A 22,813-nucleotide genomic window follows, 5' to 3' on the forward strand; every position below is an offset into this window, starting at 1 on the left:
CTGCGGTCAGCGTGGTCTTGCCGTGGTCAACGTGGCCAATCGTGCCGATGTTGACGTGCGGCTTATTACGCTCAAACTTTTCCTTTGCCATTCCTCAGGCGCCCTTTTTGCAATTTGGGGGACCCTTGGTCCCGTGGTTACATCTGCGCGCGCGAGATATTTGGTTCAGGGGGGAAAATCAAGCACATCCTGAGGGAAATGCATCCATCACGCCGGATTTTGTGTGCCAGCTTCAGTTTCAAGCGGCTGGATCAAGCTGGGACGCTTGTCAAACCAGCCATCATCCTTGTGCTCTTCGGCCAGCCACTCCTCAACCCGGTCGGCAACCTTCAAGGCCAGACCGTTCATCTGTTCTTCTCGGGTGCGCGCATTTCCTGATCCTGTAAGGGCGCTTTCACCGGTGGTATCTTCGAGCACCTGAAACTGCTTGCCTTTAGCAAGGAACTCTTTCTTTTCAACGTCATAGACGTTTACCAGAACGATGGCGGTGCTTTTGGGGTTGTAAATCACAGGAATTCCCGGAGGTGCCAACATGTAGCCCTCGAGACTGATGCCAATGTCGTATTCCTGTGAACCTTCATACCGGCCAAGCCTGATGTCCACTGCATTCTGGATCGCTTTGGTCCATTCATCCGGCGTAGCATCCCGCGAAACCGGTCCCTGAACGGCCTTTTCCGCAAAGGCATAATTCACGCGTAGCTTGAATTCACCCAGCGACTCGGGGTCTTCATAAACCTGCGTTTGGGTGCATGCGCCCATCAGGGCCAACCCGGTGATCAGTGTCAGAATGCGCAGCATGTCTCTCGTCTCGATAGGCCTGTTTTCTTTGGATGTAGCGCACCGATACGGGTTGTGCCAAGCCGTATCGGCAGATTTTCACCAAGCGGACAGCATATCACGAGAACTTGTAATCCCTCGGAAAGCCATAAGGTGCTTTTTTCCCAACACCCGCACGCTTGGCCAACCATTGGGACATATCTGCCTCGTGCCGGGTTTTGTCGCCGCCCATGGACCATTTCAGGCCCTCTTCCCAGTTGAAGGTGGTGATATCGGATAACCCACCATCCAATTCCAGTGTGCCCTGCCGTCCACGCGCCATGTTGTACTTCTGCAAGCGGACACCCTTACCACGGGTCATCTCGGGCAGTTCCTCTGTCGGGAACACTAGGAATTTCCCGTTCTGCGAGACGACAGCAACATGATCGCCCTCAACCGGCTTACAGATCATCGCCGTCTCGTCTCCTTTGACGTTCAGCACCTGTTTGCCATTCCGGGTCTGCGCCAGAACGTCATCTTCCGGCACCATAAAGCCGTTGCCCGCATCTGAGGCCACAAGCAGCTTGCGCCCCGGTTTGTGGATCAGGATGTCGATAATCTGCGCCTCGTTCGGCAGGTCGACCATCAGACGTAGCGGTTCGCCCATGCCACGCCCGCCAGGCAGGTTAGCGGCGCTGACGGTATAGAATCGGCCATTTGACGCAAAGACCAGCAGGCGGTCCGTAGTTTCCGCGTGGAAAATGAAACGCGGGCCGTCACCATCTTTGAACTTCAACTCGCGCTTCAGATCGATATGGCCGGTCATTGCCCTGATCCAACCCATCTGAGAGCAGACGACCGTGATCGGTTCCTTGTCGATCATCGCCTCAAGCGGCACTTCCTCGACCTGACCTGCCTCGGCAAATTGTGTCCGGCGCGCGCCGCCTTCATAGTCTTTGCCGAAGGTCTTCTTGGTCTCTTTGAGTTGCTCGGCGATCTTGGCCCATTGCAGGGCGGGGTCGGCCAGCAGGTCTTCGAGGTTGGCGCGTTCCAGCATCAGTTCGTCACGTTCGCGTACCAGTTCCATCTCTTCCAGACGGCGCAAGCTGCGCAGGCGCATGTTGAGGATTGCATCGACCTGCACCTCGGACAGTTCGCCCTCACCCGGCTTCGGCGAGACATAATCGGACTCATCGGTTGCGCGGACGTGATCGATGCCCCAATCTTCGCGCATCAGAGCGGCCTTGGGGTCGTCGTCGTAGCGGATGATATCGATCACCCGGTCGAGGTTCAGGAAGGCGACGATAAAGCCCTCCAATACCTCAAGGCGGTGGTCGATCTTGGCCATGCGGTGACGCGACCGCCTGATCAGCACCTCTTGCCGGTGATCAAGGAACGCGCGCAGCACTTCCTTCATCGAACAGACCTTAGGCGTCACCCCGTCGATCAGCACGTTCATGTTGAGGCTGAAGCGCACCTCAAGGTCCGAGTTGCGATAGAGCATGCCCATCAGCACCTCGGGGTCCACATTCTTGGAACGTGGTTCAAGGATCAGGCGGATGTCATCAGCGGATTCGTCGCGGACATCGGCGAGGATCGGGATCTTCTTGGTCTGGATCAGTTCCGCGATCTTTTCGATCAGCTTGGATTTCTGAACCTGATAGGGAATCTCGGTGACGATGATCTGCCACTGGCCACGCCCTAGATCTTCAACCTCGTATTTACAGCGCAGCCGGAAGGATCCACGCCCGGTGCGGTAGGCCTGAGCGATATTTTCGGGCGGCTCGACAATGACGCCGCCGGTCGGAAAATCCGGGCCGGGAACATAATTCAATAGCGTATCGTCACGCGCATCCGGCGTCTTGATCAGATGCAGACAAGCGTCGCACAGCTCGGAAATATTATGCGGCGGGATATTTGTCGCCATGCCCACCGCGATACCGCTGGCGCCATTGGCCAGTAGATTCGGGAACTGTGCGGGCAACACGACCGGTTCGGTCAGTGTGCCGTCATAGTTGTCGCGGAAATCGACAGCGTCTTCGTTCAACCCTTCCAACAGGGCTTCGGCCACGATGGTCATCCGCGCCTCGGTGTATCGAGAGGCCGCCGGATTATCGCCGTCGATATTGCCAAAATTCCCCTGCCCGTCGACCAGTGGATATCGGACGTTGAAGTCCTGTGCCAAGCGCGCCATTGCGTCGTAAATCGCCGCGTCGCCATGAGGGTGATAGTTACCCATCACGTCGCCAGAGATTTTCGCTGACTTACGGAAACCGCCCGTCGCACTGAGTCGCAACTCGCGCATCGCGTAGAGGATTCGCCGGTGAACCGGCTTCAATCCATCGCGCGCATCTGGCAAAGCGCGGTGCATGATGGTGGAAAGCGCGTAGGTCAGGTAGCGCTCGCCAATTGCGCGGCGCAGCGGCTCGGCTACCTCGCCCCCATTGTCAGGGGTCTCCATATTGGGGTCGTCGATCGTATCGTTCATACATGATGTGATACGACGCAAGCGCGCGCGGGTAAAGCAATCGGCGCATATTTTGCTGGGGACAAGTCGGGCTTTTTGCAACAGGGGGAGGCAAGTATCGGATTTCCCCCGCTTTTCGACTCGAAGCTGAATCTATGGTAGGGTTTCGAACATTAAGACTGCTGCCTTTTATTGATGTTACGATTGCCAGGGGGTGCGCCATGAAGCGTGTTATTGTTATCACTTTCGCCATGCTCGGCTGGAGCTTCTATGTGATGAGCGGGGGCCCGGATTTCGAACCGCGGGGCACCCGCACCGAGCAACCGGTTCGCGTTGCCTCTGTGCCAGAACATGAGCCTGCATCCGACCACGCACCTCGGGCTAAAGACGACCACGCACCTCGGGCTGAAGACCTTGTGACCAACGTTGCCGCGCGCATTGTACAGGTGCGCGCTCAGCCCGAGCCACAAGTAGAGGAGGATGCCGCAGTCGTCCTGTCACAAGTCACCAACGATCCACTGTCTCAGTTCTCTGCATTTGACGAGAACGGCGTCAGCTTTACTCTGGCTTCGCTTGAAGACGGAGCCGCCGGACTGTTGCAGGTCGAGGCCGAGGTGCAGGATGACATCACACCTGTGAATCAGGTCATCGAGCCCGAGAAAGATATCCGCGAAATCTCGGGCACGCGGGTCAATATGCGCGATGGGCCCGGAACGATTTACCCCATCATCGCCAAAGCCAAACTTGGCCAGCGCGTTGAGGTTCTCAGTGATTCCGGCACCGGCTGGCTGCGGTTGCGGTTATACCCTGATCAGCGGGTGGGTTGGATTTCTGCCTCACTGGTTCGGAAACCAACAAACTGACGCAACTGTGTCATTGTCCTGACCTAAAGCTCGCCATAGCTATGGGCGAAATACACAGGCGGGGGCAATATGCAGAAATCAATTCTGATCACAGGCTGCTCATCCGGGATCGGTCTGGACGCGGCGCACGGGATGCGCGCGCGCGGTTGGCGCGTTTTTGCCTCATGCCGTCAACAGCGTGACTGTGATCGGCTACGGGCACAGGGTTTCGACAGCCCGCTGATCGACTATACCGATTCCGATAGCATTACCTCAGGCCTGCAGCAGGTTTTGGACGCGACCGGTGGCACGCTGGATGCGTTGTTCAACAATGGCGCTCACGGCCTTCCCGGCGCGGTTGAAGATGTCCCAATCGAAGGGCTTCGCCTAATTTTCGAGACCAACGTATTTGGCTGGCACGAACTGACCCGGCAAGTGATTCCCGTGATGCGGGCTCAGGGCCATGGACGCATCGTGCAGAACTCATCAGTGTTGGGACTGGTCGCGTTTCCCTGGCGCGGGGCATACGTCGCCACCAAATACGCCATCGAAGGCCTGACCGATACCTTGCGCCTAGAGCTACGAGACACCGACATCAAGGTCATCCTGATCGAACCAGGCCCGGTCACCTCGAAGATCCGTGTGAACGCGATCCCTGTCTTCGAACGCTTTATTGACTGGAAAAGCTCAGCCCTGCGACAGAGATACGAGGATACGCTGCTGAAACGCCTCTACGAATCCTCCGGACCTGACAAGTTCGAACTGCCTGCCTCGGCTGTTACCGCCAAATTGGCGCATGCGGTTGAATCCAAGCGCCCACGTCCGCGATACTATGTGACGACGCCCACCTATATCGCCGGATATCTGCGCCGTATTCTGCCTACCCGGGCCATTGATCGCATCCTCTCGGACATATGAGGCGAAATTACCTGTTCGCTTTTGCCGCTATCAACGCTAGATGACGGCTCAACAACTGAACAAACACGGACGGTGAGCTATGGACCTGACGATGGTCATACTGCTTCTGGCCATGGCGGCGGTCGTCGTCGTGCTGGTGATGGGCATTGCCAATTTTGGAAAACCCGGCAAAGAGGCCGCGCTGAAAAGCAACAAGCTGATGCGCCTGCGTATCCTGTTTCAGTTCATCGCGGTGCTGCTGATCGTACTTTACGTCTATCTGCGTGGGCAGGGAGGGTAAGGCATGGTTGTTCTCAACAAGATTTACACGCGCACCGGCGATGATGGGAAAACCGCTCTGGGCAATGGCGAGCGCGTCGCCAAATATTCCGGGCGTGTCGCGGCCTATGGCACTGTGGATGAGCTTAATTCCTTTGTCGGCGTGGCACGGACCGAAGCAGACGGAGAAGTCGAAGCCGCCTTGTCCCGTATCCAGAATGACCTGTTTGATCTGGGTGCCGATTTCTGCCGCCCCGACATGGATAAGGATGCCGAGGCCGACTACCCGCCCCTGCGTATCGTTTCCGCTCAGATCGACCGGCTTGAAGCCGAGATCGACGCGATGAACGAAGCGCTCCAGCCCCTGCGCAGTTTTATCCTGCCCGGTGGCTCACGTTTGGCCGCGCATCTGCATGTGTGCAGAACAGTTTCGCGCCGGGCCGAGCGGTTGGCGGTTGAGCTGACAAACATGGAACCGGTCAATGAGGCGGCTGTCAAATACCTCAACCGCCTGAGCGATTGGTTCTTTGTCGCGGCGCGCTGTGCCAACAACGGCGGGCACGATGATGTGCTCTGGATTCCCGGTGCAAACCGGTGATCGCGCCTGCCGTCGGGAAACTAAATTTCGTTTCTGGTCCAAAAAATGACAAAACGCGACGTCTCGAAACCATGACGTGACGATTTTGCTCTGTTGCGAGGCATCACGACTCGCTATCTAGGCCAGCGAGAGCATTGGTGGAGTCGCTGCGCGGCTTGCCGTTTTTGTAAGGAGCATACGCAAAAATGAAGGTACTTGTGCCTGTCAAGCGCGTGATTGACTACAACGTGAAAGTTCGTGTGAAAGCGGACGGCAGCGGCGTTGATCTCGCCAATGTAAAAATGTCGATGAACCCGTTCGACGAAATTGCCGTGGAAGAGGCGATCCGCCTGAAAGAGGCGGGCAAGGCCGATGAGGTTGTTGCCGTTTCGATCGGTGTGAAACAGTCGCAGGAAACCCTGCGGACCGCACTGGCCATGGGCGCCGACCGCGCCATTCTGGTTGTCGCGGCGGATGACGTGCATCAGGACATCGAACCGCTTGCCGTTGCCAAGATCCTCGCCAAAGTGGTCGAAGAAGAGCAGCCGGGCATCGTTCTGGCGGGCAAGCAGGCGATCGACAACGACATGAACGCTACCGGCCAGATGCTGTCGGCCCTGCTGGGCTGGTCGCAAGGCACCTTCGCGTCCGAGCTGGACATCGAAGGCGACACCGCCAAGATCACCCGTGAGGTTGACGGCGGTCTGCAGACCATCTCTGTCAAAATGCCGACCATCGTCACCGTTGACCTGCGCCTGAACGAGCCGCGCTATGCGTCGCTGCCGAACATCATGAAGGCGAAGAAAAAGCCGCTGGATGAAAAAACCGCCGCCGATTATGGCGTCGACGTCACGCCGCGTCTGGAAATCGTCAAGACCGAAGAGCCGCCGGCACGCGCCGCAGGTATCATCGTGGGCTCGGTTGATGAGCTGGTCGAGAAACTCAAAGAAGCGGGGGCTGTGTAATGGCTGTTCTTCTTCTCGCAGAGGTTAACAATGGTGAGCTGTCGGTTGACGCCACCGCCAAGACCGTAGCGGCTGTCAAATCGCTGGGCGACATCACCGTTCTGGCCGCAGGTGGTTCTGCCGCTGCTGCTGGTGAGGCTGCTGCCAAGATCGATGGCGTATCCAAGGTTCTGGTGGCCGAAGACGCCTCGCTGGGTCATCGCTTGGCGGAATCGACCGCAGCCCTGATCGTGGGTCTGGCCGATGGGTACGAGCATATCGTTGCCCCTGCCACCACCGACGCCAAGAACGTGATGCCGCGCGTTGCAGCCCTGCTGGACGTGATGGTGATCTCGGACGCGTCTGGCGTGGTCGATGCCACCACTTTCGAGCGTCCGATCTACGCGGGTAACGCGATCCAGACCGTGAAATCGAACGACGCCAAGAAAGTCGTGACCATCCGGACCGCCAGCTTCGATGCGGCGGGCGAAGGTGGTTCGGCGGCGGTCGAGACCATCTCGGTCGGCGAAAACCCCGGACTGTCGTCGTGGGTCGAGGACAAGGTTGCTGAAAGCGACCGTCCTGAACTGACTTCGGCTGGTGTTGTTGTTTCGGGTGGCCGTGGTGTTGGCTCGGAAGACGACTTCAAACTGATCGAAGGCCTGGCCGATAAGCTGGGAGCCGCCGTTGGTGCCTCACGCGCCGCAGTTGACTCGGGCTACGCCCCGAACGACTGGCAGGTGGGTCAGACCGGTAAAGTTGTTGCCCCTGACCTGTATGTTGCAGTCGGCATCTCGGGTGCGATCCAGCACCTGGCGGGCATGAAGGACTCCAAGGTCATCGTTGCGATCAACAAGGACGAAGAAGCGCCGATCTTCCAGGTCGCAGACTTCGGTCTGGTCGCAGACCTGTTCCAGGCCGTGCCGGAACTCACCGAAAAACTCGGCTGATTTCAGACAAAGATTTCTCGACGAAAAATCTTAGAAGGCCCGCCACTGGCGGGCCTTTGCTGTTTATACGCCCAGGTCGTTGATCACTTGGGCAAGTGAGCCAGCGATATTGCGATGTGTGGCTGGGCCGATCATATGCTCGGCAATCGGTTGTTGCAGGGTGCCAAACAACATGTCTTCAAGCTCATCGGATACGCCGGACACCTGAACCTGCAAGGACAAAATATCCGTACAATGGGGCCCCAAAGGCTCAATCATCTCGGGGTTGATTGCAAAGCCGACACCCGGTGTCGAATCCAAATCGCTTCTCTCCACTTGCAGATGCAAAAGCAGGACGGGCGGGCCTACTTCTGCAAGAAACTTGCCGAGCTTTTCGATCCAGACATTGCGCAACTCTTGTTCCACAAGTTCAATACGGGCATCCGAGCGTGACGACAGGCGGTTCAGCAAGTGCTGTACAAAATGGACATCCGTAAAATCTTCTTCGGGATACAGCGCAACCAGATCGGTATTTGGCGCAACGAAACGGTCATTGCGTCGTGGGTGCACCCGGTAGAATCGGTTCGATAGCCCCAGCATGCCGGGTAACTGCAGGACGCAGACATCAGACCGGTTTGCGATCTCCAGTAGCCCTTTGTCCTGCGTCAACGCTTCGACACCGCAGAACAGGCTGCCAAGGTTGAGGCATCGACGATCCAGACGACGTTCCAACTCATTGGGAAAGGGGGTTTCTACGAAACGGCCAAAAGTCTCTTCGCCCCCCAAACATGCCACATAGGGGTTGTTCAACGCCCTTTGAGGGCCCCTGAAACGTAGTTTGGAATTTTCATATTCGCACGTCGTTTCCTCGGAATGGACCGCATTGATCGATTGATAGCTCATCACACTCACCCAAATATTCACCCAACCGCCATTTTGCCGCCGCAAGTCTTGAGAAAGTCCTAATGCGCGCATTTGAAGCGAAATTGACTGTCCCCGTCCCCTTGCCGCCCATAGGGAACTGCCGATAATGTCGCCATATTCTGCGAACAAGGGCATCGAACAAATGGACGTAAAATCAGTCGGAGTGATCGGCGCTGGACAGATGGGCAACGGGATTGCTCATGTTATGGCGTTGGCAGAGTATGATGTTCTACTGAACGATGTCAGCCAGGACGCGCTAAACAGCGCGATGGCAACCATTGAAACCAACCTGGCGCGTCAAGCGTCGCGCGGCAAAATCTCGGATGATGCAGTGAAATCCGCGTTGGGTCGGATCACGACGACGCTGAATCTGCCGGATTTGGGGCAGACCGATCTTGTAATCGAAGCCGCGACCGAGCGGGAAACGGTGAAACAGGCAATCTTTGAAGACCTGTTGCCGCACCTACAGCCACATACGATCCTGACATCGAACACTTCGTCGATCTCAATTACCCGGCTGGCCAGCCGCACCGACCGGCCCGAACGTTTCATGGGATTCCACTTCATGAACCCGGTCCCAGTGATGCAGCTCGTCGAGTTGATCCGGGGCATCGCCACCGATGAAGCAACCTTTAATTCCTGTAAAGCCGTAGTGGACCGGCTTGGCAAAACCTCAGCCAGCGCCGAAGATTTTCCGGCCTTTATCGTGAATCGCATTCTGATGCCCATGATCAATGAGGCGGTTTACACATTGTATGAAGGTGTCGGGAATGTGCAGTCCATTGACCAATCGATGAAACTGGGCGCAAACCACCCTATGGGCCCATTGGAACTAGCGGACTTCATCGGCTTGGATACCTGTCTGGCGATCATGAACGTGTTACATGACGGACTGGCAGACACCAAGTATCGTCCCTGCCCGCTGTTGACGAAATATGTCGAAGCCGGATGGCTGGGACGCAAAACCGAACGCGGGTTTTATGATTATCGAGGCGAGGTTCCGGTACCCACACGGTAGAATCTGAGAGGGCCAGCCCTCTCTTGAGCCTATGGCTCAATTCACTCCCGAGATATTTTTGGCCAGATGAAGGGGCGGATCAGGATTTGAGCGTCTTGCCCAGCGCCATGGTGTGATCACGGAGCCATGCCATGAAACCGCGGGGGTCGCGTTCCAGCAGGTCCATGTCTTTATCCGAAATCGGGTCACCGATCACCGGCGACTGGGGCCTATTGCAGGATCGGACGATTTCGTGCAGCAGTAGGCCCTGGCGCAGGATGGGCGATATCCGGTTGGCAATTTGATACCAGCGCGAGTTGCTGCCAGGGAAGAAGATCGGCACGACCTTGGCACCCGACCTACGGATCATCTTCGCGGTGAAGACATTCCACTCCCGCTCGATGGCTGGTCCGAACCAATCATCCGAAGACATCACAACACCTGACGGGAATAACGCGACAACGCCCCCATCTGCCAGATGTTTCATCGTCTTGCTGCGCATCTCGAGCATCTTGGCCTGCGCTTCAGGATCATGCGGGAACGGCACCGGGATCATGAATGAGGTCGCAGCTTCATCCAACCCAGTCAGGACTGAGCGGGTCAGGATGCGATAGTCACTGCGGACCCGACCGATGAGTTCAGCGAAGATCATGCCATCAACCATGCCGTGCGGATGGTTCGCGACGACCACTACGGGGCCTTCTTTTGGGATGCGGGCGATCTGTTCGGCTGGGGTTGTCAGCTCGATACCCATGGTCTTGAGCGCACCGCCCCAGAACTTCTGACCTCGATAGCGTTCGTTCTGCTTCTCGAACTTGTTGACCATGCGCAAGATGGTCAGCTTGCCTGTGCACCATTCGATGGCGCGAATGGCCGTAGACGTCCAGGCATCGTCAAACGAGTTGGCGTAGGTCAGGGTTCTGCGGTCGTAGATTTCACCCTGATCGGTGTCGTGATCCACTACAGGACCTGTCTTGGTATCGTGCGTGGTTTCCGCCAATTGCCTTGTCTTTCCGTCCTTGGTGTCGTGGCTGTCAGAACCCTTCGCCGAACTTATCGTTCACCAATGTTTCCAAAGCCTCTGCCAACGCCTCAGCATCCGGGCCGGACGTCTCGACGTCAATAGTGCTTCCGCGCGACGCTGCCAACATCAAAAGGCCCATGATACTGTCGCCCGAGGCAGAAAGCCCGTCTCGTGACACCTCGGCGCGCGCATCAAAGCCTTCGACCACCTCGACCAGCTTGGCAGAAGCGCGGGCGTGAAGGCCCTTTTCATTGATAATTTTCAAACTCTTGGTCGTCATATGAATCTATCCGGTGTCAATCCAATGTCACATTTTGCGCATTGATGTACTTTCGTCCAGCTTCCAAAGCCAAACGCACGGCCTCGGCCAGTGGCAAGTGGCGACTTTTGGCCAGTTTGATCAGCATGGGAAGGTTGGCCCCGTAAAGGATTCGCCGGTCTTGTGGCGCACATGCGCGCAGGCTCAGATTCGAGGGGCTGCCGCCAAACAGATCGGTCACCACAACGACGCCATCGCCCATATCGACCTCGTCCGCCGCGCGGCAGATTTCAACTTGTTTCGCTTCGCGATCATGGTCGGCTTCTATCGGGATGGCCACCAGTCCGGCTTGCTTTCCAACCACATGCTGCGTGGCCGCAAGATACTCCTGAGCCAACCCACCATGTGCAACAATAACGATCCCGATCACTCCGGCCTCACATTCAACGCGCGTCGTTCCATTTCGCGATGCCTAATTGCCACCTGCTGCCCCCCTTCTGCAAGGGCCTTTGCAACTGCTTCAGCCACCGCGACCGAGCGGTGCTGCCCTCCGGTGCACCCAAATGCGACTGAAAGGTGCGCTTTGCCTTCCTCACGGAAGGCCGGAAGCAGTTCGATCAGCAGGTCGACCACCCGGTCAAAGAAGACGCCATAGTTTGCATCTGATTGAACATAGGCCGCCACATCCGAGTTTCGACCATCCGCATCCCGCAGTTCAGGCCGCCAGTATGGATTGGCCAGAAACCGGCAATCGAACACCATGTCCAAACCGCGCGGCAAGCCCCGCTTGTAAGAGAAGGATTCGATCGACACCGCCAGATGCCGCCCGCCCTTTGGGGCGAACCAGCGTTCGACCTCTTCCCGCAGCTGATGCACATTCAACGCGCTGGTGTCGATCAGCGTGTCGGCAAACTCGCGAATTGGGGCTAACAATTCCTTTTCCTGACAAATGCCGGTTTCCGGGCTGGCATCAGTCGCAACCGGGTGACGGCGGCGGGTCTCCGAGAAGCGACGCAGCAGCACCTCGTCACTGCAATCCAGATAGAGGATTGTCAGGTCGACATTCTCCATCCGGCCCAGTTTGGCGGCAAGTTCGATAAACCCGGTGGTTGAAAAATCGCGATTGCGCGCGTCGATACCCAAAGCCATTGGGCGCGCAGGCTCCGAATTGTCGACGAGGCGAGCCAGCAACCCCATCGGCAGGTTGTCAATCGCCTCGAACCCCAGATCTTCAAGCACATGAATTGCGGTCGATCGCCCTGCACCGGAAGGACCTGTTATCAGAACGACGCGCTGTTGTGCTGTCATGTATTCGGCCATTCCGGGGCTACGCGCCCCATTTTCACAAGTTGAATAAGTCCTGCAGCCAAATTGGGCACGCCAGCCCCCCGAAGCAAGGGAACAGTTTGCTTCAGCACAAGAATTTCAGTGGGTTCAGGCAGCCGCGCAGGCTCGGCTTGGTCCATATCCACAACAAATGCCAATCGGACCGGCCTCGCGGCTTCAGCTCGCAGCAACCCAATGCCGCGCGCTTCAATCAGGCCGCGGATCTGCGGAAGTCCAGCTGCCATCACGTGATCGGCCTGTCCGGTCAATTCGACCCGGTCATCAGCGACAAGCTGCGCCCCAAGCGCCATCATCTGTAGCGCCAAAGAAGATTTGCCAGTACCCGAGGCGCCAATGATCAATAAGCCTTTTTCCTGAACCGCAACACAGGTCCCATGAATGCAGGCCGACCCTTGATCCGCTATCTCAGAAAGTGGGGTGGTCCTCATAACCTAGACGGGAAGCCCGACAACAAACCGCGCACCTAGCGGGTCCGAGGTGATATCGGCTTCGGTCGGACGGATGTTTTCTGCCCAGATCACACCACCATGCGCCTCGACGATTTGTTTCGAAATCGCCAATCCAAGGCCCGAATTGTTGCCGAAATGCTCTTCGGGGCGTTCGGAATAGAAACGCTTGAAGATCTTGGTCAGCGCCTGATCAGGAATGCCGGGACCGGTGTCTTCAACCACCACGAGCACGCGGTTGTCACGACGGCGGACCCAGACCCGGATGGCGTCTTTGTCTTCGCAGAACGAAATCGCATTGGTGATCAGGTTGACAAAGACCTGCGCCAGACGCGCCTCGAGCCCGTTGACCACGATGGGGTCGGAGGGAAGGTCTGTGATATATTCGATGCCTTTCGAACGGGCATCTTCACCCAGAAACTGACTGATATTGCCAAGCAGATTGAGCAGGTCAAAGGGCTGCTCTTCTTCTTTCACCAGTTCCGCGTCCAGCCGCGATGCGTTCGAGATATCGCTGACCAGTCGATCCAATCGCCGCACATCATGCTCAATCACGCCCAATAGCTTTTCGCGCTGATCATCGCGTTTTACCATGCGCATGGTGCCCACGGCGGATTGCAGGCTGGCCAGTGGGTTCTTGATCTCATGCGCGACATCGGCCGCAAATTGTTCGTTCGCGTCAATGCGGTTGTAAAGCGCCGTGACCATCCCGCGCAAAGCCTGGCTCAGGCGGCCGATTTCATCCGGACGCGCACTGAGATCCGGGATGCGGATACGTCCGGGGTTCACTCCGGCTCCGCGGTCCTTGCCCATCTCGGCAGCGGCGGCCAGATCAGCAAGAGGATTGGCAATCGTTGAGGCCAAAACGAGGCTCAGACCTATCGAGACCAGCAGTGCCACCACAAACATCTGAAGGATCCGCTCTTGCTCCTTGCGGGCCAGCGCATCGATCTCGCCTGCCGGGCCCGCCATAGCAACGGCACCCACAGGCGTATCGTCCAATAGGATCGGGGCCACGGCGACAATCACCGTCTTGCCTTTATCGTCGTGCACGGCCTGTACTTGCAATCCGCCGTTCAGCGCCTGCGGGATCATTTCCTGCACCCGTTGCGCCAGCGTCGGAGCCTCGCTTTCGGAAGAACCGCTAAAGACCGCAGACACACCATTCCAAACCGCATTCAATGCGTCGCTGATCAAAGTGCTTCCAGTGGCGCTGTCGGCGTCCTGATGCAAAAGGCTGGGCAATTTGTCGGCCATGGACGCCCCGCGTGTCCAACCGATCAGAGTGCCCGTGCCGTCATAAACAAAAACCTCGCCGCCTTCGGGCAAGCTGAGACCCGCTAGCGTATCACGGACATCCAATGTGCCTGCACCATTGGCAGAGGGTTGACGCAGCTGGGTTTCAAAAACGTTGCTGACAAGTTGCGCATCACCGACCAGGTTCTGCGCGGTTTGTTGAACCCGTTCTTTTCGCGTGTCGTCCAGATACAGCAGCCCTGCCACCAAAATGACAAGGGCAATGAGGTTGAAGGTGATGATCCTGCGCGCCAGGGGCGAATAGCGCATAGAAAACAGGTTTCGTCGCGAACGCTTGGCCTGTAGCTCGGCAGCATCAGGGTCTTGGGGGATGACCCAGTCATCCCCAAGAACGACGTCTGCGTCGTGCACTTGGTTGGCTTGTTCAGTATCGCGCACGAGACCCCTTCGGCTTGATAAAACGGCCGCGCCTATTCTTCGTTATAACGATACCCGATACCGTACAGCGTTTCTATCGCCGAAAACTCGGGATCGGCTGCGCGCATCTTCTTACGCAGTCGCTTGATATGACTGTCAATGGTGCGGTCATCCACGTAGACCTGATCATCATAAGCCACATCCATCAGCTGATCGCGACTTTTGACAAAGCCCGGACGTTGCGCCAAGGCCTGCAGCAGCAGAAACTCGGTAACTGTCAGCGAGACATCATTGCCTTTCCAGCTGACTGCGTGGCGCAGCGGGTCCATCCGCAGCTCGCCCCGCTCCATCACTTTTGTATCGCCCGAGGCCGCGTTGGTCACATCACCATCGACCGCTTCCTGACGGCGCAACAAGGCGCGAATCCGTTCGACCAGCAGCCGCTGAGAGAATGGTTTTTTGACGTAGTCATCTGCACCCATGCGCAGACCCAGAACCTCGTCAATCTCGTCATCTTTGGAGGTCAGAAAAATCACGGGCATCTGGGTTTTCTGCCGCAGCCTTTGCAGCAGATCCATGCCGTCCATCCGCGGCATCTTGATATCCAGTACGGCCATGTCTGGCAGCTTTTTGTTGAAAGCGTCCAGCGCAGCCTGACCATCGTTGTATGTTTCGACCTCAAACCCTTCGGCTTCGAGTGTCATGGACACAGACGTCAGGATATTTCTGTCGTCGTCCACCAGTGCAATCTTTGACATCGGGTTCACCCCTATTCCTGCTCACTCGCGCAATAATACGCTTTTTTGTAAGGCATTGTTGGCGGTTTTGAGCCACCGAATCAACTCGTAACCTCGAATCGTGCCATTCTTGCGGCAGGTATGCGGCAAATTTGCCTTGCTGCGCCCAAATAGCTGCCTTGATTTACGGCAGACAAATCGTGATGGCGCTAAACCTCAACTTGGTTGCGCTAACTACCCCCAACCCTCCTGTTCATGTCCCAAAATACCGTGATAAGAGGCGCTTGACCGCCGGCTCTTTCCGGTATCCGCCCCAATGGTGCACCCGGCCCAAGGCCCTCGCGCCGCCACAGGAGAAGACACACATGACATCTGGACGGGTTAACCCGCAATTCCGCCTCGAAGATCAGGGCATCGAGGGTCTGGGCAATGTCTATTACAACTTCATGGAACCGGCGCTGATCGAAGAAGCGCTGAAGCGCGGCGAAGGCACCCTTGGCAATGGCGGCGCCTTTCTGGTCACCACCGGCAAATTCACAGGCCGCTCGCCCAAGGACAAGCATGTTGTCAAGACAGACAGTGTTGCCGACAGCATCTGGTGGGAAAACAACGCCGCCATGAGCCCTGAAGGTTTTGACGCGCTCTATGAAGATATGCTGACCCATATGAAAGGCCGCGACTACTTCGTGCAGGACCTCGTGGGCGGGGCTGATCCCAGCTACTCGATCAATGTGCGCATGGTAACCGAGCTGGCGTGGCACAACCTGTTCATCCGCCACCTGCTGCGCCGCCCGGATCGTGAGGATCTGGATGATTTCACGGCTGACTTTACTATCATCAACTGTCCCAGTTTCCAGGCGGACCCCAAAAAGCATGGCTGCCGCAGCGAAACGGTGATTGCACTGAACTTTGATCGCAAGCTGATCCTGATCGGCGGCACCGAATACGCCGGCGAGAACAAGAAGTCCGTCTTCACCCTGCTGAACTACATGCTGCCCGAAAAAGGCGTGATGCCGATGCACTGCTCGGCTAACCACGCGGTTGGCAACCCGGTCGACACCGCCGTATTCTTCGGCCTGTCCGGCACCGGCAAGACCACCCTGTCTGCTGACCCGTCGCGCACCCTGATCGGTGACGACGAACACGGTTGGTCGGATCGAGGCACCTTCAACTTTGAAGGTGGGTGCTATGCCAAGACCATCAACCTGAACGCCGAAGCCGAGCCAGAAATCTATGCCACCACCTCGAAATTTGGCACCGTGATCGAGAACATGGTTTTTGATCCCGAAACCAAAAAGCTGGATTTCAACGACGACTCGCTGACTGCGAATATGCGCTGCGCCTACCCGTTGGAATACATCTCCAACGCGTCGAAAACTGCATTGGGTGGGCACCCTAAGAACATTATCATGTTGACCTGCGATGCGTTCGGCGTTTTGCCTCCGATCGCGCGGTTGACGCCTGCACAGGCGATGTATCACTTCCTTTCCGGCTTTACCTCGAAGGTCGCCGGGACCGAACGTGGCGTGACCGAACCGCAGCCCACCTTCTCGACCTGCTTTGGCGCGCCCTTTATGCCACGCCGCCCCGAGGCTTATGGCAACCTTCTACGCGATAAGATTGCTCAGCATGGCGCGACCTGCTGGTTGGTCAACACCGGCTGGACTGGAGGTGCCTACGGCGTGGGCAGTCGCATGCCAATCAAGGCCACCCGCGCGCTGCTGACGGCTGCGCTGGAAGGATCACTGACCGATGCGGAATTCCGCAAGGACGCCAATTTCGGCTTCGATGTGCCGGTCTCTGTCCCTGGTGTGCCCGAGGTCTTGCTGGATCCGCGCCGCACTTGGGACGATCAGGAAGCGTTCGACAGACAGGCGGAAAAGCTGGTGCACATGTTCGCGGAAAACTTCGAGCAGTACCTGCCCTTCATCGACGAAGACATCAAAGCTGTCGCGATCGGTTGATAGAATTTAGGGGCCATCATGGCCCCTGACCCACCAAAGCTTACGCTTCGGCACCTTGTGTGCAAACAGACAAGTTCATTGCGATAACGTGCAACATGCGCTATCGCAATTTACCCAAGACGCTTCGAAGCCCGGCGTCCTTTGGCAGCGGCTTCTGTTAAATTTGAACATCGGGCGATCCGGGCTAGCTTACTCACATCATGTCTCGGGCCGTTCAACAAGGTAATGATTATTTCTACACGGGGATGGGTGTCGGCGTGATGTGTTCCAAAGGTCAGCCTTTCGAACTGCCTCGGTCCGTCACGGAAACTATAGGCAAGTAATGACTGAAATCTCAAAACTCACCGAACTGCGCAAATTGATGCAAAGCATGGAGCGCACTCTTGGGCTGGAAGAACTCTCACCGGTCGAGCGCGACATCTACTATGCCGCCGAAGAACTGTCGAAAGATGATCGCGAAGTACGCACCTTTGGTCTGATCGAACACACGCTGGTCAAAAGCGTATCTCGCCCGACATTTTTCCGCGCGCTGAAGTCTCTGGTTCAAAAGGGTTATCTGTCGCAAAGCGGCAGCGCCAATCGCGGACGGTATCTGGTTCATGCGCCCAGGTGATCGCCACCCCAGATCTGTAATCGGCTGACCCCGTGCGCAGATGGGCCTCTGAAACATTCTATGCCTCTTTGGCCTATGTCGCTGCATCGTTCCTAACATTCCAGGTGCTGATGCCGCTTCAGAACGTGTTTTTTCCCGCATACCCCAGCTATGCCAGCTTATTGTTCCTGCCGCACGGCGTGCGGGTTCTGTCGGCTTGGTTGTTGGGATGGAGGGCGATATTCGCACTGTTGCCCGGCGTTGCCATCGTCTTTGCCCTTGTGGGCGGTTGGGATGTTCTTCTGCCCAGCAGATTGCTGGCGATCACTATCGCGGTCACCACAGTTCCAGCGGTTTTTTATGTCTGCAAGGCGTTGGGCTGGGATTTGTTTCCGCGCGTCGATCGGAAGCCATGCTGGCTGTGCGTGATGGGCGTTGGAATCATCACATCGGTATTGGTGTCCGTTCTCACCAACATGGCCTTCGGCAGCGCAACGGCCGAGTATATCGCCTATCTGATCGGTGATATCTCAGGTCTTTTCTTCCTAATGTTGGGCCTCTATTTCGCCTTTCGGTTTGCTGAAAGACGCAATTAACCCAAAAGACCCCTGCGCAGCAGGTTCAGCCCTGCAATCAGCAGTACAAGCAGAGTGAGTTTGCGGAACTGTGCCTGATCGATACGATCCTGCAGAAACTGACCGCCGCGCATTCCCAGCAAGGCAGGGATAATCAGCAGCGCTGAGAACACCGCTGTGTCAGTCCTTAGAATACCCGAACCCAGATGCGCCACAATAAGCGCCACAGCGCCCAGACCGTATATCACGCCCTGCACCCGCATCTGATCCTTCTTCGGTGTATTCAAGGCTGTCAGATAGGCCACGGTTGGTGGTCCCCACACGCCCGAGATGCCGCCGACAGCACCGGCCACCGCACCCACCATAGCCTCAACCCGCATTGAGGGCGCTTGCAGCGTCAGTTTCAGCCCCAGTAGTTGCATCAGAGCAAAGAACGAAACTGGTGCGCCTAAGATCAACAGAAATGCCTTGGGCGACAAGATGTTGATCAGCTGCGCGCTGGCCAATAGACAGACCAGTCCAACGCTCAGAAATACCTTGAACTTTCGAACTGACGCCACCGCCGCAGGTAAACCTTCCCGCAAGGCCTGCACCCCATTGGTCACCAGCGTGGGCAAGATTAGACCTGCCAGCGCCAGCTCAGGCGGCAGCATCATGCTAAGACCAGAAACAAGCACCATTGGCATGGCAAAACCGACCATGCCTTTGACCCAGCCCGCGACGAAGGCAACGACCAAAGCCAGACAGAAATCCTGCGGCGACATAAGTGAAAACAGTCCCATCGACCCTTCATACCAGTCCAAAAAATTTCTGCACTGCAAAAGTCACTAAGCAATTTTTGAACTTTTTATGGATGATTTGCGTATTTTTGTTGCGCTGCATGTGCAGCATGATATGACCAGACAACCCAGCAGAGGACGTGATTCATGGCCCATGACGGACAGGATGTGACGAACATGACGCAGCCAGCGGTTTTGCCCGATCTTCTATCACTCAGCGCAGCAGCCCTGCCCGGCGTTCAAGCGGTATTCGATAAGGCGGTCGAATCGGTTCGCGCGCAGGTGACAAGCGAAGGTCGCATATCGGGCGCACTGATCGAGGCCAATCAGACAGCCGCACATGGGCTGGCTTGGCTGGCCACATACCACCAGTCGCTGCAGCAGATGCAGCGCTGGGCCGAGGCGCTTCAGGCCGAGGGAAAATTCGGCGAGATGGAGCAGCTGTTGCATCAGATCGCCTTTGGGGAATACTTGCATCAGATCGCCGGTGGTATTCCGATGAACCAGGGCGAGGTTGTACGTTTGCAGGATCTTGGCCTTGGCTGGGATGCTCTGTCGGGATTCCAATGCAGCGAAGTGCAGACACTAATGGCGCAAGCCAACTCTCAGGCCGCGCGCACGCGTCTGGTTGAGTTGATGCAGGACCAGTCCGGTGCCACCATGTTTGGTGCGTCTGGTCTGGACGAAGAACTGGAGATGATCCGAGACCAGTTTCGCCGCTATGCCGTTGAAAAGGTTGAGCCTAATGCCCATGAATGGCACCTGAAGGACGAACTGATCCCAATCGAGATTATCGAGGAACTGGCCGAGATGGGCGTGTTCGGTCTGACCATCCCCGAAGAATTCGGCGGGTTCGGCCTATCCAAAGCCTCAATGTGTGTGGTCTCGGAAGAGCTTTCGCGCGGGTACATCGGCGTGGGTTCTCTGGGCACACGGTCCGAAATCGCCGCAGAACTGATCATCGCGGGCGGTACGGATGAACAAAAGGCCAACTGGCTGCCAAAACTGGCCAGCGCCGAGATCCTGCCAACCGCTGTTTTCACTGAACCCAATACCGGATCGGATTTGGGCAGCCTGCGTACGCGGGCCGTCAAGAGTGAAGATGGTAACTATAAAATAACAGGAAATAAAACATGGATCACACACGCGGCGCGCACCCATGTGATGACCTTGTTGGCGCGGACTAATCCCGACAGTACCGATCACCGTGGGCTGTCCATGTTCCTGGCTGAGAAGACACCTGGAACCGACGAGAACCCCTTCCCCACGCCCGGCATGACTGGTGGTGAGATTGAGGTGTTGGGTTATCGTGGCATGAAGGAATACGAGCTGGGATTTGACGGCTTCGAAGTGAAGGGCGAAAACCTGCTGGGCGGCGAAGAAGGCAAAGGTTTCAAGCAGTTAATGGAAACCTTCGAGTCTGCCCGCATCCAAACGGCTGCCCGCGCCATCGGCGTAGCGCAGAGTGCTTTGGACATTGCCATGCAATATGCACAAGACCGCAAGCAGTTCGGCAAATCTCTGATCAATTTCCCTCGCGTCTCGGGCAAGCTGGCGATGATGGCGGTCGAGATCATGATCGCGCGACAGCTAACTTATTATTCTGCTTGGGAAAAAGATCACGGTCAACGTTGCGACCTTGAGGCCGGGATGGCCAAGCTGCTGGGCGCTCGAGTTGCTTGGGCTGCGGCGGATAACGGGCTGCAGATTCATGGCGGCAACGGCTTCGCTCTGGAATACAAAATTAGCCGCGTGCTTTGTGACGCGCGCATCCTAAATATCTTTGAAGGCGCCGCAGAAATACAGGCGCAAGTCATCGCGCGTCGATTGCTGGGCTGACGCCCGAAGCGACGCGGTTTCCCCAACTGAACCCGGCCTTGCGCCGGGTTTTCTTTTTCTTCCGTGTTGTACGGACCTTCAGGCCTATTTCTTCCGAGTTGTACAACTCGGTTTCAGGGCTTAATGGGCGAAACTTCCCCCTCGGATCGAGCGCAGAAATCGGGTAAAGGGCGTCAACCAAACCCAGCGCCCAAGCTGGCCAGAGGAGAATCGAGCGTGAAGATCATCATCGCAGTTTTGGCCACCTGCATGGCCCTTGCCGGATGCGCCATGGCACCAAACACCGGGCCCGATGATGTGGACCAGTTGGCACAAGCGATCCAGCAGCTTGACCCCAAGGTTGACCCTGCCGAGGCGCGGCGTGCAGCCGAGATATCTTATGCCTATTCCAATCAACTGAAACAGGACTGGAACGTCACCGATCCAGCCATCATCCACAACGCAAAGGTCATCAACGGATTTCGCGAAAAAGGTCTGTGCAATGATTGGGCGCAGGCCATGACCACGCGTTTGAAGCAAGAGAACTTTCGCACGCTGGACCTGCACTGGGCCACGTCGCCTCCAACTGCGTTCCGGATCATCCACCATTCGGCTCTGATCAGCGCTAAGGGAGATTCAATGTATGAAGGCATCATCCTTGACCCGTGGCGCAACAGCGGGGTGCTTTATTGGGATCAGGTGCGCGAGGATACCAAATACAACTGGCGCCCCCGCCTTGAAGTGCGCGAAGAGTTAATCAGCGGTGTGAACCCCTATTGACAGGATATTGCGATGTTACGTCTGGCCTTGTTCCTGCCCCTTTTAACCCTGTTCCAATGCGACAAGGATGAGACTGTTGCCGCCTATGGCGCAGCGGATCAGACATGGGCTTTGCAAGAGATCGACGGGCAGCCTTTTGAGGCCAGCGCCCTTTTGCGATTCCCCGAAGAGGGTCGGATTGAGGGCAATGCCCCGTGCAACACCTATTCAGGTACACTGAATGCACCCTACCCGTGGTTTGAGATCACCGATCTTGTCGCCACCCGCGCGGCTTGCGCCGGGCTTGAAGCCGAGGGATTTTATTTCGCCGCACTGATGGCAATGACCCAGTCCGAGGTGTCCGGCGATGTGCTGATCCTGCGCAATGAGGACGGGCACGAGATGGTGTTCAAAGCCGCCGAGTAAACTGCGCCACAAATCGCGCGCGTGCGTCCGGCAAAGGCGTATGACCCAGCGACGGAGCCAGATGGTTTTCCAGAAAATACCCGGTCGTGCGCAAGGCTTCAGCAATCTCGGTATCCGGAGCCGCGCCTTCGCCGCGCAGGCAGGGGGGCAAAGGCAGCAGCTTATCGGCCCAGTCCCCTGCCCCCGCCGCACTGACCGCGCGGCCGGTTTTCGGAGAGACATAGACCAACCCCTCGGTCGCCCCTGTCACTGCGCAGGCCGAAAGATCCAAGCCAAAGCCCAGCTCTTCCAGCAGCGCCAGTTCCCAGCGCAGATAGGCCAGTGGCCAGACGTCATCCTGACCCAGCAGGTCCATCAACTGTTCTGTTTGCTGATAGATCGCCGGATGAGGCTCGCGTTCGGGCAGGCAAAAGGACAGCAGCGCCACCACCGCATTTAATCCGGCCAGCGCCAGCCGCCCTGAAAACGCCGCTGCAGCGCGCGAACGCAGGGGTTCGACCTGAAAGGTGCCAAGATGTTCTTCGAGCCGCGCGCGCCAAAGCACGTCCAGTTGCGCGCCGGGTTGCAGGATCGGGGCGATCTTGCGGCTGGTGCCTCCGCGCACAACACCTGCATGTCGACCATGGGCTTCGGTAAAGACCTCGATGATCGCCGCTGTCTCACCATGACGGCGAGAGGTCAGAAGAATGCCGTGATCACGCCAGTCCAAGTTTGGCCTCGTCAGGTCACCAGATATATACGCAGGAAATCTTATGGCCGTTGCAGGTTCAAGGTAGAAACGCGTCAGGTTGACCCTGTGGA

Annotated in this window: 26 protein-coding genes; 13 read left to right on the forward strand and 13 right to left on the reverse strand. The window is 57.0% G+C overall.

What is annotated here, in order from left to right; translation table 11 throughout:
* The 3 genes from ACR0AH_RS14650 to parC form a co-directional block, all read right to left on the reverse strand.
* The coding region (locus tag ACR0AH_RS14650) for a GTP-binding protein (protein ID WP_036223564.1) at positions 1–91 on the reverse strand (91 nt) is incomplete at its 3' end.
* A gap of 116 nt (positions 92–207) precedes the next feature.
* Positions 208–798, reverse strand: coding sequence for a hypothetical protein (locus ACR0AH_RS14655; RefSeq protein ID WP_480592503.1), 591 nt, complete (start codon positions 796–798; stop codon positions 208–210).
* 97 nt (positions 799–895) lie between these two features.
* Complete coding sequence (gene parC, locus ACR0AH_RS14660; protein ID WP_170513470.1) at positions 896–3,244, reverse strand: DNA topoisomerase IV subunit A; 2,349 nt, start codon at positions 3,242–3,244, stop codon at positions 896–898.
* Positions 3,245–3,444: 200 nt separating this feature from the next.
* Between parC and ACR0AH_RS14665 the strand changes: the two genes are divergently transcribed.
* The 6 genes from ACR0AH_RS14665 to ACR0AH_RS14690 all read left to right on the forward strand — a co-directional run bounded on the left by ACR0AH_RS14665 (position 3,445) and on the right by ACR0AH_RS14690 (position 7,712).
* On the forward strand, positions 3,445–4,086 hold the full coding sequence (locus ACR0AH_RS14665; protein WP_480592505.1) for an SH3 domain-containing protein: 642 nt from the start codon (positions 3,445–3,447) through the stop codon (positions 4,084–4,086).
* Positions 4,087–4,155: 69 nt separating this feature from the next.
* Positions 4,156–4,983: an SDR family NAD(P)-dependent oxidoreductase gene (locus ACR0AH_RS14670; protein WP_170392586.1), complete on the forward strand. Its 828-nt coding sequence runs from the start codon at positions 4,156–4,158 to the stop codon at positions 4,981–4,983.
* Between the two features lie 79 nt (positions 4,984–5,062).
* The gene (locus ACR0AH_RS14675; protein ID WP_170392587.1) at positions 5,063–5,263 is read left to right on the forward strand and encodes a twin transmembrane helix small protein; all 201 of its coding nucleotides are present in this window, start codon (positions 5,063–5,065) and stop codon (positions 5,261–5,263) included.
* Between the two features lie 3 nt (positions 5,264–5,266).
* On the forward strand, positions 5,267–5,839 hold the full coding sequence (locus tag ACR0AH_RS14680; protein WP_170662863.1) for a cob(I)yrinic acid a,c-diamide adenosyltransferase: 573 nt from the start codon (positions 5,267–5,269) through the stop codon (positions 5,837–5,839).
* A 185-nt stretch (positions 5,840–6,024) separates the two neighbouring features.
* Positions 6,025–6,783, forward strand: coding sequence for an electron transfer flavoprotein subunit beta/FixA family protein (locus ACR0AH_RS14685; RefSeq protein WP_170425241.1), 759 nt, complete (start codon positions 6,025–6,027; stop codon positions 6,781–6,783).
* A complete protein-coding gene (locus ACR0AH_RS14690; RefSeq protein WP_170402252.1) occupies positions 6,783–7,712 on the forward strand; it encodes an electron transfer flavoprotein subunit alpha/FixB family protein in 930 nt (309 codons plus the stop codon). Before ACR0AH_RS14685 ends, ACR0AH_RS14690 begins: the two co-directional genes overlap by 1 nt.
* Before the next feature lie 63 nt (positions 7,713–7,775).
* On the opposite strand, the gene ACR0AH_RS14695 is transcribed toward ACR0AH_RS14690, so the two are convergent.
* Positions 7,776–8,594, reverse strand: coding sequence for a DUF6473 family protein (locus ACR0AH_RS14695; protein ID WP_480439339.1), 819 nt, complete (start codon positions 8,592–8,594; stop codon positions 7,776–7,778).
* A 163-nt stretch (positions 8,595–8,757) separates the two neighbouring features.
* Between ACR0AH_RS14695 and ACR0AH_RS14700 the strand changes: the two genes are divergently transcribed.
* A complete protein-coding gene (locus ACR0AH_RS14700; RefSeq protein ID WP_170392931.1) occupies positions 8,758–9,633 on the forward strand; it encodes a 3-hydroxybutyryl-CoA dehydrogenase in 876 nt (291 codons plus the stop codon).
* 79 nt (positions 9,634–9,712) lie between these two features.
* Here ACR0AH_RS14700 and ACR0AH_RS14705 read toward each other — a convergent pair whose 3' ends face one another.
* Genes ACR0AH_RS14705 through ACR0AH_RS14735 form a run of 7 tightly spaced genes read right to left on the reverse strand, consistent with a single transcriptional unit; the run spans position 9,713 to position 15,120 of the window.
* Positions 9,713–10,612 (reverse strand): lysophospholipid acyltransferase family protein, encoded by a 900-nt coding sequence (locus ACR0AH_RS14705; protein ID WP_170392592.1) that lies wholly within the window; start codon positions 10,610–10,612, stop codon positions 9,713–9,715.
* 34 nt (positions 10,613–10,646) lie between these two features.
* Positions 10,647–10,916 carry an HPr family phosphocarrier protein gene (locus ACR0AH_RS14710; RefSeq protein WP_170392593.1) on the reverse strand — a complete coding sequence of 90 codons (270 nt, stop codon included), beginning with the start codon at positions 10,914–10,916 and terminating at the stop codon, positions 10,647–10,649.
* 16 nt (positions 10,917–10,932) lie between these two features.
* A complete protein-coding gene (locus ACR0AH_RS14715) occupies positions 10,933–11,325 on the reverse strand; it encodes a PTS sugar transporter subunit IIA (protein ID WP_480592508.1) in 393 nt (130 codons plus the stop codon).
* On the reverse strand, positions 11,322–12,215 hold the full coding sequence (gene rapZ, locus ACR0AH_RS14720) for an RNase adapter RapZ (protein ID WP_170508468.1): 894 nt from the start codon (positions 12,213–12,215) through the stop codon (positions 11,322–11,324). The genes ACR0AH_RS14715 and rapZ overlap by 4 nt, the downstream gene beginning before the upstream one ends.
* Positions 12,200–12,670, reverse strand: coding sequence for an HPr kinase/phosphorylase (locus tag ACR0AH_RS14725; protein WP_480567449.1), 471 nt, complete (start codon positions 12,668–12,670; stop codon positions 12,200–12,202). Before ACR0AH_RS14725 ends, rapZ begins: the two co-directional genes overlap by 16 nt.
* Positions 12,671–12,673: 3 nt before the next feature.
* Positions 12,674–14,383 carry a sensor histidine kinase gene (locus ACR0AH_RS14730; protein ID WP_170392597.1) on the reverse strand — a complete coding sequence of 570 codons (1,710 nt, stop codon included), beginning with the start codon at positions 14,381–14,383 and terminating at the stop codon, positions 12,674–12,676.
* Positions 14,384–14,415: 32 nt separating this feature from the next.
* Positions 14,416–15,120, reverse strand: a complete 705-nt coding sequence (locus tag ACR0AH_RS14735; RefSeq protein ID WP_170392598.1) for a response regulator transcription factor — start codon at positions 15,118–15,120, stop codon at positions 14,416–14,418.
* Between the two features lie 344 nt (positions 15,121–15,464).
* On the opposite strand from ACR0AH_RS14735, the gene ACR0AH_RS14740 reads away from it, so the two are divergent.
* The 3 genes from ACR0AH_RS14740 to ACR0AH_RS14750 all read left to right on the forward strand — a co-directional run bounded on the left by ACR0AH_RS14740 (position 15,465) and on the right by ACR0AH_RS14750 (position 18,251).
* Positions 15,465–17,063, forward strand: a complete 1,599-nt coding sequence (locus ACR0AH_RS14740) for a phosphoenolpyruvate carboxykinase (protein WP_480592510.1) — start codon at positions 15,465–15,467, stop codon at positions 17,061–17,063.
* A 322-nt stretch (positions 17,064–17,385) separates the two neighbouring features.
* Entirely contained in the window at positions 17,386–17,676 is a 291-nt protein-coding gene (locus ACR0AH_RS14745; protein ID WP_170392600.1) for a hypothetical protein, read from the forward strand.
* Positions 17,677–17,708: 32 nt separating this feature from the next.
* Positions 17,709–18,251, forward strand: coding sequence for a hypothetical protein (locus ACR0AH_RS14750; RefSeq protein ID WP_255611805.1), 543 nt, complete (start codon positions 17,709–17,711; stop codon positions 18,249–18,251).
* Here the strand turns inward: ACR0AH_RS14750 and ACR0AH_RS14755 are convergent.
* A complete protein-coding gene (locus ACR0AH_RS14755; protein ID WP_170662871.1) occupies positions 18,248–19,012 on the reverse strand; it encodes a sulfite exporter TauE/SafE family protein in 765 nt (254 codons plus the stop codon). The two genes, ACR0AH_RS14750 and ACR0AH_RS14755, sit on opposite strands and share 4 nt — an antisense overlap.
* A 144-nt stretch (positions 19,013–19,156) precedes the next feature.
* Here ACR0AH_RS14755 and ACR0AH_RS14760 point away from each other — a divergent pair, with 144 nt between their 5' ends.
* The 3 genes from ACR0AH_RS14760 to ACR0AH_RS14770 all read left to right on the forward strand — a co-directional run bounded on the left by ACR0AH_RS14760 (position 19,157) and on the right by ACR0AH_RS14770 (position 22,012).
* Positions 19,157–20,848, forward strand: a complete 1,692-nt coding sequence (locus ACR0AH_RS14760; RefSeq protein ID WP_170733743.1) for an acyl-CoA dehydrogenase family protein — start codon at positions 19,157–19,159, stop codon at positions 20,846–20,848.
* A gap of 216 nt (positions 20,849–21,064) precedes the next feature.
* Complete coding sequence (locus ACR0AH_RS14765; RefSeq protein ID WP_170402284.1) at positions 21,065–21,607, forward strand: hypothetical protein; 543 nt, start codon at positions 21,065–21,067, stop codon at positions 21,605–21,607.
* A 12-nt stretch (positions 21,608–21,619) separates the two neighbouring features.
* Positions 21,620–22,012 (forward strand): META domain-containing protein, encoded by a 393-nt coding sequence (locus ACR0AH_RS14770; RefSeq protein ID WP_170402286.1) that lies wholly within the window; start codon positions 21,620–21,622, stop codon positions 22,010–22,012.
* Here the strand turns inward: ACR0AH_RS14770 and recO are convergent.
* A complete protein-coding gene (recO, locus tag ACR0AH_RS14775; RefSeq protein ID WP_480592513.1) occupies positions 21,996–22,721 on the reverse strand; it encodes a DNA repair protein RecO in 726 nt (241 codons plus the stop codon). The two genes, ACR0AH_RS14770 and recO, sit on opposite strands and share 17 nt — an antisense overlap.
* Positions 22,722–22,813 lie beyond the last annotated feature (92 nt).

It is taken from the genome of Ruegeria sp. AM5 (assembly GCF_056540645.1).